This window comes from Flavobacterium sp. ABG (assembly GCF_001027725.1).
Taxonomy (GTDB): Bacteria; Bacteroidota; Bacteroidia; order Flavobacteriales; family Flavobacteriaceae; genus Flavobacterium; species Flavobacterium cupriresistens.
Window position 1 is genome coordinate 80,622 of sequence record NZ_LEKS01000011.1, and the last position, 16,025, is coordinate 96,646.

General features: G+C 35.7%; 10 protein-coding genes. 6 read left to right on the forward strand and 4 right to left on the reverse strand.

Features of this window, described 5'->3' with window-relative positions:
* Positions 1 to 5: 5 nt before the first annotated feature.
* The 3 genes from AB674_RS13000 to AB674_RS13010 all read left to right on the forward strand — a co-directional run bounded on the left by AB674_RS13000 (position 6) and on the right by AB674_RS13010 (position 3,977).
* Entirely contained in the window at positions 6 to 677 is a 672-nt protein-coding gene (locus tag AB674_RS13000) for a bifunctional 4-hydroxy-2-oxoglutarate aldolase/2-dehydro-3-deoxy-phosphogluconate aldolase (RefSeq protein ID WP_047777235.1), read from the forward strand.
* A gap of 208 nt (positions 678 to 885) precedes the next feature.
* Positions 886 to 2,352 (forward strand): tagaturonate reductase, encoded by a 1,467-nt coding sequence (locus AB674_RS13005; RefSeq protein WP_047777236.1) that lies wholly within the window; start codon positions 886 to 888, stop codon positions 2,350 to 2,352.
* 2 nt (positions 2,353 to 2,354) lie between these two features.
* Complete coding sequence (locus tag AB674_RS13010; protein WP_047777238.1) at positions 2,355 to 3,977, forward strand: UxaA family hydrolase; 1,623 nt, start codon at positions 2,355 to 2,357, stop codon at positions 3,975 to 3,977.
* 431 nt (positions 3,978 to 4,408) lie between these two features.
* On the opposite strand, the gene AB674_RS13015 is transcribed toward AB674_RS13010, so the two are convergent.
* The 4 genes from AB674_RS13015 to AB674_RS13030 all read right to left on the reverse strand — a co-directional run bounded on the left by AB674_RS13015 (position 4,409) and on the right by AB674_RS13030 (position 9,008).
* The gene (locus AB674_RS13015) at positions 4,409 to 5,374 is read right to left on the reverse strand and encodes an NAD-dependent epimerase/dehydratase family protein (protein ID WP_047777239.1); all 966 of its coding nucleotides are present in this window, start codon (positions 5,372 to 5,374) and stop codon (positions 4,409 to 4,411) included.
* Positions 5,371 to 6,150 (reverse strand): SDR family NAD(P)-dependent oxidoreductase, encoded by a 780-nt coding sequence (locus tag AB674_RS13020; protein ID WP_047777240.1) that lies wholly within the window; start codon positions 6,148 to 6,150, stop codon positions 5,371 to 5,373. The genes AB674_RS13015 and AB674_RS13020 overlap by 4 nt, the downstream gene beginning before the upstream one ends.
* Positions 6,151 to 6,439: 289 nt before the next feature.
* Positions 6,440 to 7,534: a helix-turn-helix domain-containing protein gene (locus AB674_RS13025; RefSeq protein ID WP_047777241.1), complete on the reverse strand. Its 1,095-nt coding sequence runs from the start codon at positions 7,532 to 7,534 to the stop codon at positions 6,440 to 6,442.
* A 445-nt stretch (positions 7,535 to 7,979) separates the two neighbouring features.
* Positions 7,980 to 9,008 carry a LacI family DNA-binding transcriptional regulator gene (locus AB674_RS13030; RefSeq protein WP_047777243.1) on the reverse strand — a complete coding sequence of 343 codons (1,029 nt, stop codon included), beginning with the start codon at positions 9,006 to 9,008 and terminating at the stop codon, positions 7,980 to 7,982.
* Between the two features lie 285 nt (positions 9,009 to 9,293).
* On the opposite strand from AB674_RS13030, the gene AB674_RS13035 reads away from it, so the two are divergent.
* Genes AB674_RS13035 through AB674_RS13045 form a run of 3 tightly spaced genes read left to right on the forward strand, consistent with a single transcriptional unit; the run spans position 9,294 to position 15,506 of the window.
* A complete protein-coding gene (locus AB674_RS13035; protein ID WP_047777245.1) occupies positions 9,294 to 10,733 on the forward strand; it encodes a glycoside hydrolase family 28 protein in 1,440 nt (479 codons plus the stop codon).
* Between the two features lie 40 nt (positions 10,734 to 10,773).
* Positions 10,774 to 13,875, forward strand: coding sequence for a SusC/RagA family TonB-linked outer membrane protein (locus AB674_RS13040; protein WP_047777248.1), 3,102 nt, complete (start codon positions 10,774 to 10,776; stop codon positions 13,873 to 13,875).
* An 11-nt stretch (positions 13,876 to 13,886) separates the two neighbouring features.
* Positions 13,887 to 15,506 carry a RagB/SusD family nutrient uptake outer membrane protein gene (locus AB674_RS13045; RefSeq protein WP_047777250.1) on the forward strand — a complete coding sequence of 540 codons (1,620 nt, stop codon included), beginning with the start codon at positions 13,887 to 13,889 and terminating at the stop codon, positions 15,504 to 15,506.
* The last annotated feature ends 519 nt before the right edge of the window (positions 15,507 to 16,025 follow it).

The window sequence follows — 16,025 nt, forward strand, 5'->3', positions numbered from 1 at the left end:
AAAAAATGGCAAAATATTCAAGAATTGAAGTGGCTTCGCAAATGAAAGAAAACGGTATGGTTCCGCTTTTTTTTCATACGGATATCGAAGTGAGTAAAAAAGTATTAAAAGCTTGTTATGATGGTGGCGCAAGGTTAATGGAATTTACAAGCCGTGGCGACTTTGCCTTTGAGGTATTTGCCGCTTTAAATAAATATGCATTGGCTGAATTACCGGGAATGATGTTGGGCGTAGGATCGGTTACAGACGCAGCAGCAACGTCTTTATACCTGCAATTAGGAGCTAATTTTATTGTAACTCCTGTTTTTAGAGAAGATATTGCAATTGTCTGTAATCGTCGTAAAGTATTATGGTCACCGGGTTGCGGGACACTTACCGAGATTGCCAGAGCCGAAGAATTAGGATGCGAAATAGTAAAATTATTCCCGGCAGATATTTATGGACCGGAGTTTATAAAAGCAATAAAAGGCCCTTGTCCCTGGACAAGTATTATGCCTACAGGAGGTGTTTTCCCTACTGTAGAAAGTCTGACTTCGTGGCTCGATGCCGGTGCGGTTTGTGTTGGCTTGGGGTCACAGTTAATCTCAAAAGAGATGCTTGATAAGAATGACTTTGAGGGTTTAAAAAACAAAGTAAGTGAGGTTCTCGCGATCATCAAAAAGATAAAAAACAAATAGTACAATTATAACAGTTCCCTGTTCGACGAGTCGTTTTTTGGAGTTTTAGTTATTGTAATAGAACATTACACTTGCAAAATAAATCTTGTGAATCCTCACGACAAGATTTATTTCTCACTCAGGTGTGATGTTTCTTTTACAATTTAAAAATATAAAAATCAGACTAGGAGATTGTTAGGGGAATTGATAAAGTGATAAAGAATTTAAAATGGAAAAAATAAACAGATCAAATGCGAAGTTAACAGCGAAACTTCCAATCAAGATTGTGCAATTTGGAGAGGGTAATTTTTTAAGGGCTTTTGTAGAATTTGCTATTCAAAAGCTCAATCAGAAGGCTGATTTTAATGCCGGTATTGCTGTGGTACAACCGATCGATAAAGGCTTGGTTCCGATGATTAATACACAGGACGGTTTGTATACTTTATTTATGAAAGGGGTTAAAAAAGGGCAGGAAATTCAGGATAAAGAATTGATTACCAATATTGTAAAAGCAATTGATCCGTATGCTTCTTTTCAAGATTTTTTGGCTTTGGCCAGAGAAGAAGAATTAGCTTTTATTATATCCAATACAACCGAAGCCGGTATAGAATATATCGCATCTGATCTTCCGACAATGCAGCCTCCGGTTTCTTTTCCGGCGAAATTAACGGTGCTTTTACACGAAAGATTTAAGCATTTTAATGGAGAAGCTTCGAAAGGATTGACCATTATTCCCTGTGAACTGATCAATTACAATTCGGATACGTTAAAAGAAATTGTTCTAAAATATGCTATTGAATGGAAATTGGAGCAGGACTTTGTTTTTTGGGTCATCAACAACTGCTCCTTCCATAATACTTTGGTAGATCGAATTGTTCCGGGCTATCCAAGAGATCAAATCGAAGCATACAACAGTCAGTTGTCTTATAAAGATGATTTGATTGTAAGTGCGGAAAGTTTCTTCTTGTGGGTAATTGAAGGTGATGATGCGCTGAAGGCAAAACTTCCGTTTGAGAAGACCGATTTAGACGTAAAGATCGTCAAGGATATGCAGCCGTATCGTACGCGAAAAGTGAGGATTTTAAATGGTGCCCATACCGCTATGGTACCTTTCTCGTTGCTTTACGGAAACGAAACAGTTAAAGAAACAGTCGATAATGCCTTCACGGGTGAATTTGTAAACAAAGCCGTTTTCGAAGAAATCAATGAAACCTTGGCTATGGATCCAGCCGAACTGGCCAGTTTTGCTGAGGAAATTTTAGATCGTTTCAGAAACCCTTTTATTAAACATTTATTGTCTTCGATTGCTTTAAATTCGATTTCTAAATTTAAAGTGCGTGTTTTACCAAGTTTGACGGAGTATGTCGCCATTCATAAAAAATTGCCGGTTCATTTAACGTATGCATTTGCCTGCTTAATTCGTTTTTATAAAGGAACCTGGAATGGACAAAATCTGCCAATAAACGATAGTGAAGATATTATTGCTTTTTTTAATGAGGTCTGGAAATCAAATGACTATAATGAAATTGCAACACTCACTTTGCAAAATAAAAGTTTCTGGGATGAAGATTTGACTACGATTCCATCTTTGACAGAAACTATTGCTGAAGCCTTAAAAGAAATAGATGAAAATGGTATCGAACAAGGTTTTACCAATTTTAAAAAACAGATAAATTCAGGAACTTACATACAATAGTTATGGAAACGCAAAAAAAAATAATAAAAGTTAATCCTACCGATAATGTAGCGGTCGCTTTAGTAAACCTGACAGCAGGGGAACTGATTCATTTTGAAGGAGAAACGATTGCAATTGGTTCTGATGTAAAAGCCAAACACAAAATAGCTTTAACTCCGCTTAATACAGGCGACAGGGTTATTATGTACGGTGTTTTGGTAGGAAAGTCAAGTGAAAGAATAGAAAAAGGAGGCTTGCTTTCTACGCTAAACGTAAAACACGAAAGTGATAAGGTAACAGGCAAAACGGAAACGATTGGCTGGACCGCACCCAATATTGACAAATGGAAAGACAGAACTTTCCTTGGTTACCACAGAGAAGACGGACAAGTTGGGACCGAAAATGTATGGTTGTTTTTTCCTTTGGTTTTTTGTGAAAACAGGAATATCGAGATCTTAAAAGATATTTTCGAAAAGGAATTAATGAAACCTAAAGAGAATGATTATCAGCTCTTACTTCGTTCTTTGGTAAGTAAGGAAAGTGGAGTAGATAGCAAGGAGGGAAAAGCAAGCAATGCGGATTTATTCAACAATATAGAGGTAAAATTTATCACGCATCAGGGAGGTTGTGGCGGAATTCGTCAGGATTCGCATAGTCTGGCTAAGTTATTGGCCGGATATGTCAACAATCCGAATGTGGCGGGTGCTACGGTTTTGAGTTTAGGTTGTCAAAATCTTCAAATTCAAATTTTTAAAGATGCATTGAATGAAATTAATCCGGATAGTAAAAAACCGGTTTTAATTTACGATCAGCAGCAAATTGGGACGATTGAAGCCATGCTTAGCAGTGTTGTGAAAGATACTTTTGAAGAAATCAAAAAAGCAAATGAATTAAAACGAACACCGGCACCCTTATCAAAATTGAAAATTGGTTTGGAATGTGGTGGTTCTGACGGGTTCTCCGGAATTTCAGCCAATCCAACATTAGGAGTTACTTCCGATTTGTTGGCTGCTTTAGGAGGAACTACCATTCTTTCTGAGTTTCCTGAGTTATGTGGTGTAGAGCAGGAATTGGTCAACCGTTGTGTAGAAGAAGAGGGAGGAAAACGTTTCTTGGATTTGATGCAATGGTATGAAAAAACGGTTGTGGATGCAGGTTCAGGATTTGATATGAATCCGTCTCCCGGTAATATAAAAGACGGTTTGATTACAGATGCCATGAAATCTGCAGGAGCTGCCAAAAAAGGGGGGACCTCACCAATAGTTGGAGTTTCGGACTATGGAGAATACATTACAAAACCGGGATTAAATTTACTTTGCACCCCTGGAAATGATGTAGAATGTACAACTGCAATGGTAGGATCCGGAGCCAATATGGTTTTGTTTACCACGGGTTTAGGAACACCAACAGGAAACCCAATCGCACCCGTTGTAAAAATTTCATCCAACACAGAATTGGCGAAGAAAATGTCTGACATTATCGATATCGACACCGGAGGAATTATTACAGGTGAAAAAACAATTGATGAAATGGCCGACGAAATGTTAGAATTTATCATTGACGTAGCCAGCGGTACCATCAAAACCAAAGCAGCAATTCTAAATCAAAACGATTTTATTCCTTGGAAAAGAGGAGTTTCTTTGTAGAGTTTAAACCATATAAGTGATGTAAGTTCATTGAAGTTTGTGCTATATTAAACCTTACTATGGGTATATTTAAATACTGGTTTTATTTAATATTAATAAATACTTTTTGAATTGCCGTTGGTTTTAACCAACGGATTTAAAAGACATTGATAGAGGCTTTAGCCAAAATTTGACTCTTAAGTTTTTTGGCTAAAGCCTATTGACTCGAGTCTACACAACCGTTGGTTAAAACCAACGGCAATTCAAATCCATATTAATTATTTGCAATAAAAAGGAAAATATTCTGGATGCAACTGTTAGGCGTAAATTTCAATTTTATGATTTATCATAATTTGTAGAATTTTTATTGACTGTTTTTCTAAGCGCATTTCGGCAAAACTTATATTTTCTTACATCACTTATATGGTTTAAAAATATATGGTTTAAAAAAACTACTTTTTTGAATTAAAATAGTCTACTGCTTCAAATAGTGCATTTTCAATAGGGCTGTATTGCATCTTGAGTTGCTCTTTGGATTTTTTATTACAGTAATAATTGTTTACACACAGGATTCGGGTATTGACGAGACTTAGACTTGTTTGTATTGAAAAAAAGCGGACAGTACTTCCCATAAACCCTAAGGCAATCAATATAAATTTTGGTACAGGAATTAAAAATTGCTTTCGATTTTGCTGTGTTCTAAGTTGCTCAAAAAAATGTTTATAAGAGAGATTTTCTCCTGCAATCAGATATTTTTCTCCTGTGTTTCCACTTTCAAAACTATTAATGATAGCACTGACAACATCTTTTACAGCCACAAAATTTTTGCCTCCGGGTGGATAAAAGACAACCTTTTTACCTAAACTCATCAGAATAATTTTCCCTGAACTCGGCTTACTGTCATAAGGTCCAATCATAAAAGTTGGATTCAAAATTTTTACCGCCATGTTTTTTGCATTCTTCAATAGATATTCTTCTGCTTTAAGTTTGGTTTTTGCATAATCTAATTGTGAGAAGGGACTTCTGATTTTTCGGGATTCATTTCCTAGGCTTGCAAGAGAGCCATAACCAATAGTGTTGGCGGTACTAATGAAAATAAATTGTTTCACTTGTTGTTTTTTGGCACTTTTAAATAATAACACTGTGGCATCATAATTTATCTTTTCATAATCAGAGTAGCGAATAAGATTTGTAGCCGTTTCGGCAGCGATATGGATCACGATTTCAATGTTTTCAAGGTATTCGGTAAGATCAGCGTGCAGATTAGATTTTATTAATTTTAGATTGGAATTTCTGTTTCCTTTATATTTATCAGGATCTCTTGCGATCGCGGTGATTTGGTAGTTTTGAAGTAACAATTCGTTGGCCAGATTAGTCCCTAGTAATCCGGTTATTCCGGTCATAAAAACTCTTTTCATAAGGCTAGTTCCTTTTTAATTTTATTGGAGAGCATTGGCAGTTTGAACCAAACAGGCAAAATTTTCAGGAAAAGCCAGCTGAATTGATTGACCATGATTACAGTATCTCTTTTCTCTAATCGGTTCAGGCAAAAAACAGCGACCTGGTCAGGATCTAAGGAGGTCATTTTGGCAAAGAATCCCTGACTTTCAATTCTCTTTGTTACCTCGTCATTTGTTTTCATCGGACCAGGATTTACAACACTCACAAAAACATTTGTATCTTTTAGTTCTTCATATAAACCTCGTGAAAAGGAGTACACAAAAGCCTTTGAGGCCGGATAAACCGTTTTGTAGGCAATAGGAGAAAAGGCAGCAAGACTGGAAATATTTAAAATATAGGCTTTATCGTGACGCTGTAAATTGGGCAATACCTGATGCGTCAACAGAGAAGTGGCCATGACATTAAGCTGAATAATATTGTCGAGATAGTGTACACCAGCCTTCTCAAATTCTTTTGTACCGCCTATTCCGGCATTATTAATCAACATTTTCAGGTTGAAATTGTCGTTGATCCAACTGGCTAGTTTTAATACATTACTTTTTCGGGTCAGATCAATCTCAAAACTGTGGATTTTGATCTTAAAACGACTTTGTAATTCCATACACAATTCCCGCAAGTTTTGATTGGGCAAACTCACCAAAATTAAGTTCTCATTTCTTTGTGCAAGTTCATAGGCAAACGATTTTCCTAAACCCTGACTTGCTCCGGTTACTACAGTATACAACTCTTTCATTTGTTTGTGATTTAAGGTGTAAAAGTAGATTCGATAATTGGGTAAAAGGTTCGGATTTATCTATCGGAACCTATTTTAATGTTTAATAGTAAACTCTTTGGGCGTAATTAATTTTACCACATAGAGTCATAGTTTGCATAGCTAATAAAAAGGGCGTTTCACTTCAAATAAAACACATAAGACTATGTGTAAAAACTATGTTTTTATTTAAACAGCATAAATTGTAAATCCCAAATCTATGTGTTAAATAGTATTGATCCGAATTGGCCCTAATGTTACTAACACTAGTTTATTGTCTTGAATGTTTTTTTCGGTAATCGGAAGGCGTATCACCGGTCATTTTTTTGAAAGTAGTATTAAAAGAGGTCTTAGAATTGAATCCCGCATCATAACCAACAGCTAAGATCGTAAATTTATCATTATCCTGTTTTTCGAGTAGTTCTTTTGCTTTTTGAACCCTGAATTTGTTGACGAAGTAGAAAAAATTCTCATCAAATCCGTTGTTGATGATATAAGAGAGTTGATGTCCGGAAAGCCCGAGCATTTCAGATAATTTGATTAGATTAAGTTCGGTGTCTAAATAAGGTTTTTCTTCGGACATCAATTGTAGTAGCTTATTCTTGTAAAGCGCTAATTCATCCTCATCAAATAATTTGTTTTTTGGAGTATTGCCTTCGTATTGCGCTGTAAAAATTTCGGTTTCTTTTTCGGGAACATACCCAACTGGAAACAGCTCCTTTTGTTTGATTGAATGATAAGCCACAAAATAAACCGTGCCCAAAAAGAATAGATTGATGTAAGTGTTTAACGGTCCATTTGGAACTAAAATGGTATAAAGAATGGTTGCCAAAGCAGACAGAACCAAGCAGTAGATAATGTACTTGATCCAATTGAGGCTAATTAATTCCTTGTTGGATGAAAAAATCTCAATGTCCTTTTGATGTTTAAGTATTCTTCTAAATGATAATTGCAGATAATATAAAGCGTGAAGTGGAGAAACACAACTAATCCATAAATTGATAAGTGTTTTGTCTAACAAGGATCGGAACAGGATAAGGATTAAAAAAAGCAGCGGTACAACAAGAAATCGCAAGTCACGAAATGTTATTTTGTAATTCGGACTGGTATAAAATACAATGCTGAAATAGAAAGGAATAGGGGTGAATAATTGAACAAAGCGTATAATGTAAAAAATAAAATCTCCTTTCTCTAAATGACTCGCAAAGAGCAGTTCATCTAACCAGAAACTCGACCAAAGCAACAGGAAAATTCCAAAAGAGATATTCGCTTTCCGATTTGCAGCATCAACATTGCTCAATTTGAGAAACGACAACAAAGTCAATCCTCCCACAATAAAAATAGTCGTTAATAGATTAATATTCATTTGCAGTGGCACTTATCGTTGACGTAACAAAAGTAATTTTTTATGCCGTTGGTTGCGAAATTTATTTATGAAATTTATGCTCAAATGATTGCTTAAAAATTTATAATAGAACTCATTTATTTTTAACTGACCTTGTGTAGTTCTATTGAGAGTTGTTTAACACGTAGACACATAGATTAAGAATGGACAGTTTAAGGAGTTTCAGGAAAATCAAGATTTTCTCAAATAATCTTATGTGTTTTATTTGAAGTGAAACGTCTTTTTTTAGGCTTTGTTTGCTATGTCTCTATGTGTTAAAATGAATTACGCCCAACTAAAGCCCCCAAATAACGCAAAGCAATTACACATCATAACTACAATGAACTTACATCACTTATATGTTTTAAAAAAAAAGAACCCAATAAACATTGAAGTTATTGGGTTTATTATTCGAAGGAGTATTTCACTAAGAGACAGTTCGGGAAGACGATTTCCGAATATGTAATTCCGGAGCCAAAACAACCTTTTTCTCAATTTTGATCGTATCCGTTTTATCTACCTGTTCTAAGAAAACGCGAGCAGACATTTTTCCCATTTCAAGAGGAGACTGATCGACAGAAGTAATTGACAATTCCATGAACTTAGTAAAAGGCTCATTGCTAAAACCAGCCACACAAAATTCTTCCGGAATGCTAATGTTTTTTTCTTTTAATACCTGAATAGCTCCTAAAGCCGCAAAATCACTCGATGAAAAGATAGCGTCAGGCGGAGTTTCTAATTGTAATAAGACATTTACAGCTTCCTTACCGGAATCTAAAGTACTTTTTGTACGAATAACATACGCTTCGTTAAAAGGCATTCCGTGATCTGATAAAGCCTGCTTGTAGCCCAAAAACCTGTTTTTAAAGATTTCCAGAGACAAGTCTCCTGAAAAATGAGCAATAGCTTTGCAACCTTCATCAATCAGATGTTTGGTGGTCATGTATCCACCTTTAAAGTCATTAATAGTAACAGAACTGACACCATCTATATGTTTACTTCTGTCAAAAAATACTAAGGGTACATTTTTGTTTAATACATATTGAAAAGCAGCTGTATTTTCGTTTGCCACATCGGTAACAGACATTAAAATACCATCGACCTGAGCATCTATTAACGTATATAAGTTTTCACTTTCTCTTTTAGGATCTTCATGTGTCTGGCAAATGATGACCTGATAACCATGCGGATGTAATTCTTCTTCAATACCTCTGATTACCGAAGCAAAAAAGTTACTGTCAATGCGCGGAACAATTACTCCTATATTATTACTACGGCCACTTTTTAAGGCTAAAGCAAGTTTGTTTTGCTTGTAATTCATTGAAGCTGCTGTTTTGAGTACTAACTCACGTGTGCTTTCTTTTATTTTCGGATTGTTGTTTAACGCTCTGGAAACGGTTGCAGCGGTGATATTCAATTTCTTGGCAATATCGTAAATGGTTATTTTTTCGCTCATTCAATAGGTTTTCAAGTTAGTTACTGGACAAAAGTACATTTTTTTTGTATAACAATTATTTAATGTTATCGATTACCAATATTTATATCTTAACGATTTGCAGTACTACAATGATAATAAATTATGCGTTTTTTTACATTAAGTGTAAATATAATTGGTAATAAAAATTAAATATATAAATTTTTTCTAAATAAATTTGGTGCAATCAAAGTATTTTTTTACTTTCGTGTAATCGATTACATAAAACTTACAATTGTTGCTGAAAAATAAAAAAATACGCCATAAATGATTGCAAATAAATCTATAGTGTTACAATTAACAACCGTTCTTGGTTTGATTTCCGTATTGTTTTTATCCTGTGGAAAACAACCTCTAAATTCATCTGAAGTTGATCCATGGAAAAAAATGGAATTAATAGTAAAGAGTATTCCTGAAACGCGTTTTTCTAATAAAAGCTATTCGGTAAATGATTTTGGTGCTGTTGGAGATGGAAAAACATCTAACACGCTGGCTTTCGAAAAAGCAATTAAAGAGTGTGCTAAAAACGGAGGAGGTATTGTACTCGTTCCAAACGGAAAATACCTAACCGGACCGATACATTTAGAAAGTAATGTAAATCTGCATTTAGAAGATCAGGCCGAAATTCTTTTTAGTACAGATTCAAAAGAATATCCACTGGTTCATACCTCCTGGGAAGGAACAGAGTTGATGAACTATTCTCCTCTTATTTATGCGAAGAACAAAACCAATGTCGCGATTACCGGAAAAGGAACTCTTAACGGTCAGGCGAATAATAGTAACTGGTGGGTTTGGTCCGGAGGTAAGGAGTATGGATGGAAAAAAGGAATTCCGTCGCAAAATGACCCGCAGAATCGAGAAGTATTGATTGATATGGCTGAAAAAGGAGTTCCGGTTTCCGAAAGAGTCTTTGGTGAAGGACGTTATTTACGCCCCAGTTTTATTGAATTCTTCGAATGTAACACCGTGCTTCTAAAAGATATTAAAATTATAAACGCACCTTTTTGGATTGTACATCCGATAAAATCGAATAACATGATTATCGACGGACTGACGATAAACAGTCACGGTCCTAATAATGATGGTTGTGATCCGGAATACTCTCAAAATATAATCATTAGAAATTGCACGTTCAACACGGGTGATGATTGCATTGCCATAAAATCCGGCAGAGATGCCGATGGAAGAAGGGTCGCAATTCCGAGTAAAAATATTATCGTTCAAAATTGTAAAATGATAGACGGTCATGGCGGGGTTGTAATGGGAAGCGAAATCTCCGCAGGTGTCAACAATGTCTTTGTTGAAAATTGCAGTATGGACAGTCCAAATCTGGATCGCGCCATCCGAATCAAAACCAACTCGAAACGCGGAGGTACAACAGAAGATATCTATGTCAGAAATATTGAAGTTGGAACCGTACGCGAATGCGTGTTGAGAGCAACGATGACGTACAATGTGTATGGTGGTCAGGAAGGAAAATTTATACCGTCCATCAGAAATATCAGTCTGGAAAATATCAAAGTAAAAAACGGAGGTAAATATGGGATTCTGGCTGACGGTTACAAAGAATCACCAATAGAAAATATCACGCTGAAAAATGTGGTAATAGAAAAAGTAGATTCCCTCTATTCCCTTAAAAATGTCAAAAACGTAAACTTTTTAAATACTTATATCAATGGAAAAAAAGTAGAATCGATTAAAAATTAAAAGCTAATAACTATCAATTAACCAAACCATTAAAACAAAAATGAGCATAAAAAAACTATTAAAGAGAAAGAGAAAATACAGCATTGTATTTTTATTTTTCCTGAATTTAATATTAGGGACTCAGCTGTATGCCCAGAATAGTCAGGAAATCACATTGGAAGGGAAAATTACAGATGCAGCAGGTCTTTCTTTACCGGGAGTAAATATTCTCGAAAAAGGGACTAAAAATGGAGTGTCAACAGATTTTGAAGGAACTTATAAAATAAAAGTCAGTAGCAGTAAAGCGGTATTGAATATTAGTTTTATAGGATTTCAAACACAGGAGATTACGGTAGGAGGAAAAACGACTATTAACGTAAGCCTTGTTGAAGATACAAATGCCTTAAAAGAAGTTGTTGTAGTTGGGTACGGTACCGTAAAAAAGACCGACCTGACTGGTTCAGTAGGAACATTGGATGCGAAAGCGATCACTGAAAAAAATACGACCAATGTACTGGAAGGAATACAAGGAAATGTAGCCGGAGTTCAGATCAATGCTTCAACGGGACGTTTGGGAGATCCTTTCACAATTGCAATTAGAGGAAAAAGTTCTTTCTCGGGAGGAGCGACGCCATTATTTGTGGTAGATGGAGTTCCAACGGATGGAATTGACTTTCTAAACCCACAAGACATTGCGAGAATTGATATCTTAAAAGATGCTTCTTCCACAGCGATTTATGGTTCGCGTGGTACCAATGGAGTTGTTATCGTAACTACCAAAAGTGGATCAACAGCCAAAGCCGGAATGACGGTTTCTATTGATTCTTACATTGGAGGAAAACAAGTTGCGAGATTGCCTAAAATGATGAGTGGACAAAAATGGTGGTTGTACCATCAATCGGCTTATTTAACGACAGCTAAAAAAGATCCGATTACGGGAACCGTTACACCGGCGACTTTAAATGCTACCGTTATAGGTACACAAAACTCATTACTTGCCGAAAGAGTAGCTAACAATGATACTTTTGACTGGTACGATGCCGTACTTAAAGATGGTATTCAACAAAATAATTATGTGTCAATTTCAGGTCGCGGTGATAGCGGATTAGCGTATAATTTAGGTATTGGTTTGCAAAATGAAACTGGAAATGTTGAGAATGAATCCCTGGATAAATACAGTTTTAAAGTGGGTTTGACACACAAACTAAACGATAAATTTACAGTTGGAACCAATTTAACACTGACCAAAACAAATCAGGAATTAGGAAGTGCTTTGGCTATGCAGGAAGCTTTCAGATTAAGTCCGTTTTACACGCCTTATGATTTGCATGGGAACTTATTTCCATTACCGGGAAAATTGACAGACGATTCAGGTGCTTTCTTAATCAATAAAACAAGTACTTATAATCCGTTATTGGAAATTGCCAATTCAACAAATGAAATTACAAGATGGAACGGTGTAGGTAATGTATTTGTAGAGTACAAACCGATATCATGGCTTACTTTTAAATCTACTTATGCAGTTGGTTACGATCACGCCAGACAAGGACAGGCTTGGGGAGCTTTAACCAATACAGGTGTTGCTAACAGAAATTTACCTTCGGCTTCGGTTAATGAAAAAGGAAATTTCAATTCAACCTGGGACAATCAGTTTACGATTAACTATGATTTAAATAAGGATCATTCTTTTACTTTATTGGGACTTCAAAGTATGTATTATGATAAAACAGAAACCACTTCGGCAAGTTCTACAGATCAGCCATTTGATTTGGGATTTGACAATTTAGGTTCAGGGAAACAATCGACTTTTTTAGTAGGTTCAAGCTATCTTAAAAGTACATTACTTTCTTATGCATTACGTTTAAATTACAGTTATAAAGGACGTTACTTATTGACTTTGTCAGACAGATGGGATGGTTCTTCCCGATTTGCAGACAATAACAAATGGGGTTCATTTCCTTCAGCGGCATTCGCATGGAGAGTAGTGGATGAGAGTTTTATGAAAACCCAACAAGTTGTTTCCGATTTAAAACTTAGAACAAGTTACGGATACACCGGAAACAACAAGGTAGCGGCTTATTCTACCATTAACAAAATAGATCAGCAAACGTATTACGATTACAATAATACAACGGCAAACGGATGGTTGCAAGGGAAACCGGCCAACAAAGAATTAGGTTGGGAGAAAATGAGAGAGTTTAACGTTGGATTAGATTTCGGATTTTTAAACAATAGAATTACAGGTAGCGTAGATGTGTACGACAGACTTTCTACTGATTTATTACTGGATCAGAAATTACCAACAGAAAATGGATACGGAACTTACACCAATAATATCGGTTCCGTAAGCAATAAAGGAATAGAAGTATTGTTAACCACAAAAAACATCAATACCGATTTTGTGAAATGGGAAACGACTTTCGTTTTTTCTAAAAACAACAATAAAATTGTATCGGTTTACGATGAAGAAAATGATGATGTAGGGAACAATTTGTTTATTGGTGAATCGATAGACGCTATTTACAATTATAAATTTACAGGAATCTGGCAAGCCAATCAAGCTGCTGAAGCCGCATCTTACGGACAAAGTGAGGGTCAGGCAAGAGTAGAAGACGTAAATGGTGACGGAAAAATTACAACAGACGACAGACAAATTTTGGGTCACGCCAATCCGGATTGGACAGGAAGTATTTCAACAAAATTGAATGTAGGTAATTTTGATTTATCAGCTTCAGCAATTATCAGCGAAGGCTCATATGTATTTAGCCCTTACCACGCCAACTTTACGAACGTATTTGACAGAGGTCGTCAGAAAGCTGATATTGACTGGTATATTCCGGCAAATGATGCAGGCTTACCAGCGAATGCTTCCAACCAATATCCAATGGCATTTAACGAAGGTACTTATTGGAATTCTAATGGCGTAGGCTATTATAGAGATAACTCTTTTGTGAAAATTAAAAATATTGCTTTAGGATATACTTTTAAACCAAGCGTTATTGAGAAATTTAAAATGAAATACCTGCGTTTTTATGTAAATGTTTTAAATCCATTTGTATTCACCAAGTATGATGGTTACGATCCGGAATGGGCTGCAGCAGGATTTGGTGTAGGTCGTGTAGCATCGATTACGTATCAAATGGGAATGAGTGTTAAATTTTAAAAAGAGTCAAAATGAAAAAAACAATAATAACCCTATCAATAGCATTATTAACACTTAGTTCTTGCAGTGATTTTATCGAAGAGGACAACAGATCCAGCGCTGAGACTTCTGAATATTTGAAGTCATCAGGATATGAATCTTTAATAAATGCAAATTATGCAGAACTAAAAGATATTTACGGTGGTGAACCCTGGTTGTTTGTTTCCGGAACAGATTTATATGCCGAGGGCAGAAGTACAGAACCAATCGGAATAAGCCAATATACACAACTGACTTCTTCCTCTCCCAATGTAGATTATCTGTATAAAGAATGTTACAAAGCCATTCAAAGAGCCAATACAGCTTTGCATTTTGGAGAATTAACAGAGAAAACGGCAACCTTAAGTGCCCGAATCGGAGAGGTAAAGTATCTAAGAGCAAATGCCTACTTTTTATTAGTACAAACCTACGGAGGTGTTAGTTTAGACACCCAGTATCACGATTCACCGGTATTGTCTTTTGATAGAAATTCAGCAGAAGAAATCTATACTTTTATCGTTAAAGAATTAGAAGAATCTCTCAATTTAGTGCCCGCCGGTGCTTTTACAGGAAGAGTGACCAAAAGAGCCGTTCAGGATTTATTGGCAAAAGTATATTTAACCAGAGCGTATGAAACTTTTGGTGCCGCAACCGATTTTGCAACTGCTGCAAAATATGCAGACGATGCTATAGCCGGTCAGGCTTTGACTATTAAGTATAGTGATTTATGGTTGCCGGCAAATGATATAAATGCAGAAGTAATTTTCTCGGCTCAGTTTAGTGCCGGTTCTAACAGTTCCAACCCGCAGACTACCGGAAACGGGCAAGCAAGTTATTTTAGTTCTTATTTAGGAGGATCAGAAGTGGCAGGTAAAGCGCCTTACAGATCATACAACTTATTGCCAACTGATTTCGCGATTGGACTTTTTGAAAAAGGAGATACCCGTTGGGATGGAACTTTTATGACACAAACCTATACAAGATATTATGATTATTATGATGTAGCCAATAAAACAGGTTTAGCGGTTACTCATTTTTATGTACCCAAATGGATGACTCCGGCAGAATTAGATGCATACAAACTGGCAAATCCAAAAACTAATATTCACCTATACGGAACTTATGGTGCAGGAAAAGGTTTGAATAGTGATTACCAAACTATCCCGGTTCGTAAGTTTGATGATCCAAAAGCACCTTTCGCTACTAGTTCAACTACACCAAGAACAAGTACTCGTGATTTTGTAATTTCGAGATTGGCAGATACCTATTTAATTGCAGCAGAAGCTTATTTACACACCAATCCTGCCACAGGATTAATCAGATTAAATGAAGTACGCAAAAGAGCCGGTGTGACCAATGCAACTGCTGGGGAGTTTAACATCGATTATATTTTGGACGAAAGAGCAAGAGAAATGATCGGAGAATACAACCGCTGGTTTGATTTGAAGCGTACCGGAAAATTAATCGAAAGAGCCTCTTTACATAATTTCAATATTAAAGCAGCAAATTTTGACGGAGCAAATGGAGAAAAGAAAATTTTGAGACCAATTCCGCAAGAGGCTTTGGATTTAAATCAAAGTAAAAATTTCCCACAAAACCCAGCCTATAATTAATACAATTGAATACATAGAAACATAGTTTTGCGCTGATGAAAATGAAACTAAAGCAAACACCACACCTTTCATAAAGCCTAGGATAGGAAGAAAAACAGGACTCAAATATTCTTTTTCGAACAGTAAAGTCTATGTTTCTATGTATTAAAAAAGAATGACATTCAACGAGTTAATTTTAAACAAGTAAACAAACAACGATACCTTTCAAAAAGTATACTATGTGAGGAATAACAGGACTCAAATATTCTTTTTCGAACAGCAAAGTCTATGTTTCTATGTATTAAAAAAGAATGACATTGAACGAGTTAATTTTAAACAAGTAAAGAAACAACGATACATTTCAAAAAGTATACTATGTGAGGAATAACATGACTCAAATATTCTTTTTCGAACAGCAAAGTCTATGTTTCTATGTGTTAAAAAATAATTGTAACCAACGAGTTAATTTTAAATAAAACAAGAGATAAACATTTGGTTGATGCCTATTTCTTGTTTTTTTTTGAATGGTATTAGGAGCTT